This is a genomic window from Pedobacter sp. 01T416_2, from assembly GCF_056398925.1.
This window is the reverse complement of the sequence record NZ_JBFTQI010001009.1, coordinates 1-1,754: the sequence shown is the minus strand read 5'-3', so window position 1 is coordinate 1,754 and position 1,754 is coordinate 1. Positions and strand designations below refer to the sequence as shown.

The window sequence follows — 1,754 nt, the reverse complement described above, 5'->3', positions numbered from 1 at the left end:
GGCATAACCCGCGGCCATGTGCATGGCAGGTGCCAGAACCTGTCCCAGACTCATGCTACCATATTTACTCAGCATATAAATCAGTCCGCCGGGTGTACCTGGCGTGGTTGCAGCCAAAGGGCCGTATTCTGGCGGAAAGCTATAACCTTTAGCTTTAAAAAAGGCTACGGTTGCTCCAGTTGGGGCAACGCCCATTGCATTAATCGCGATCACCTTTTTTGTATTCGGGTTGTAAATTAGTGCCTGTGTTTCTCCTCCCCAGCTTAAAGTATCCCACATGGTGCAGGTAGCAGCCAACATGGCACATGCTGCATCAACTGCATTTCCACCTTGCTGAAAGATCATCGACCCTGCTGTTGCTGCCATCGGCTTTCCTGTGATGGCCATCCAGCTGTTCCCATAAAGCATTGGCTTTTGCGTTTGCTGAGCAAATAAAGTGCGAAGAGAGAGTGATAGTAGCAGAAACAGGGCTAATTTTTTCATAGTTCCAATATAGCTAAAATATGTGCCACAGCAGTCCTTCACCTGCACAGCCCCCCTAATTATGGGTAATAAAACAAGCTTGTTACAAATTTAAGTACCACCAGAACAACTTACCCTAGTGCGCACAGTTAGCTTTTGGTAAATTCATCCACCTAGAAGAATGTAAGGTCCTGTTCTCATTTCTTTTTCTTGGGTTTGGGTTCAGGCAGTTCTGCAACAGTGATGCTAACCAGTTTTTTTAGCCAATCGCGATCTTCCAACTGCTCTTCGATTAGAAACTGATTTTTTGTACCCGGGTAAGGAGGTGCCTCCACAACATCTTTTATATACGCCCTTCCAGATAAGGTTGGCTTAACAAACAGCTTGTTGTCGCACACCAGTGCAAACAACTTATCATCAAAATACAAGCCGTATTCGCCAAACATTTTTTTATAAGTAACATGTCCGGAATAATCCATCTGATCTATTATAAAGTCTACGAATTTCTGTTCTGACGCCATTGTAAATTGATCTAATTTGAAAGGTGTGATATGAGTAAAGCTAAACGAATAATTGAAAAGAAAACCTTTAACTGTTTTCACTATTAAATTCTACATGCTTCAAGCACTAAGATAGGAACAATCGTCGATTATATTAAGTACGCCCATTCACTAATCATTGGTTATTCCTTTTCTTTTGATTCTGGTTTGCAATAATGGGCATAATCGCTAAATTTGTCGCCCAAATGAACAATTGACACAAAATATATGATTGTTCTAAACGGTAAAAAAGAATAAAATGGAAGAAAATGATTTTGTTTCAATCTGGCTGGAAGAAACCGGAAATCCAGCAATTGAGAAACTAGCGCAGCTAAATCTTGAAGTTGYCAATAAAACCACAAAAGTACTTGCAGAAAAAGGTGCAACAGAAAACGATCTTGCTTCCATACTGGATATTAATCCTGATGAAATTAAAAGGTGGTTAACTGGCAAACATGTCTTCAGCATCAAAACCATTAACGAAATTGTTATTGCAATGGCCGAAATTACTCAAAGAGAAGAGCAGCCTGAATTCCAATAAATATTCTATTATACTTTTAGTCGTTGTTAAGCGCTAGTTAAATCAATACAATCTTCCTTTAGGGTTATAAAACAGTCCTTTAATTGAATTTTAGCATATTTATTTGCAAAAATATTTAAAATAGGGTGTACTTAGCAGGCCTAGCCCAACTGACAGGGCTACAGTTGAAGCATTTAATTATTGGGGGCTATCCTTAATTATTTATCTACTGT

General features: G+C 39.4%; 3 protein-coding genes. 1 reads left to right on the top strand and 2 read right to left on the bottom strand.

Annotated elements, in window-relative coordinates:
* Both AC1DPQ_RS26800 and AC1DPQ_RS26795 read right to left on the bottom strand, forming a co-directional pair.
* Nucleotides 1-483, bottom strand: a 483-nt coding sequence (locus tag AC1DPQ_RS26800) for a gamma-glutamyltransferase (protein ID WP_477611438.1), incomplete at its 3' end; no start/stop codon positions are given.
* A gap of 176 nt (nt 484-659) precedes the next feature.
* Entirely contained in the window at nt 660-983 is a 324-nt protein-coding gene (locus AC1DPQ_RS26795; protein ID WP_215127809.1) for a TfoX/Sxy family protein, read from the bottom strand.
* A gap of 277 nt (nt 984-1,260) precedes the next feature.
* On the opposite strand from AC1DPQ_RS26795, the gene AC1DPQ_RS26790 reads away from it, so the two are divergent.
* Nucleotides 1,261-1,542 carry a hypothetical protein gene (locus AC1DPQ_RS26790; protein WP_477611437.1) on the top strand — a complete coding sequence of 94 codons (282 nt, stop codon included), beginning with the start codon at nt 1,261-1,263 and terminating at the stop codon, nt 1,540-1,542.
* Nucleotides 1,543-1,754 lie beyond the last annotated feature (212 nt).

What these genes read in the sequence shown, in the direction of transcription:
- AC1DPQ_RS26795 (WP_215127809.1), bottom strand. Translation starts at nt 983, where the DNA reads ATGGCGTCAGAACAGAAATTCGTAGACTTTATAATAGATCAGATGGAT.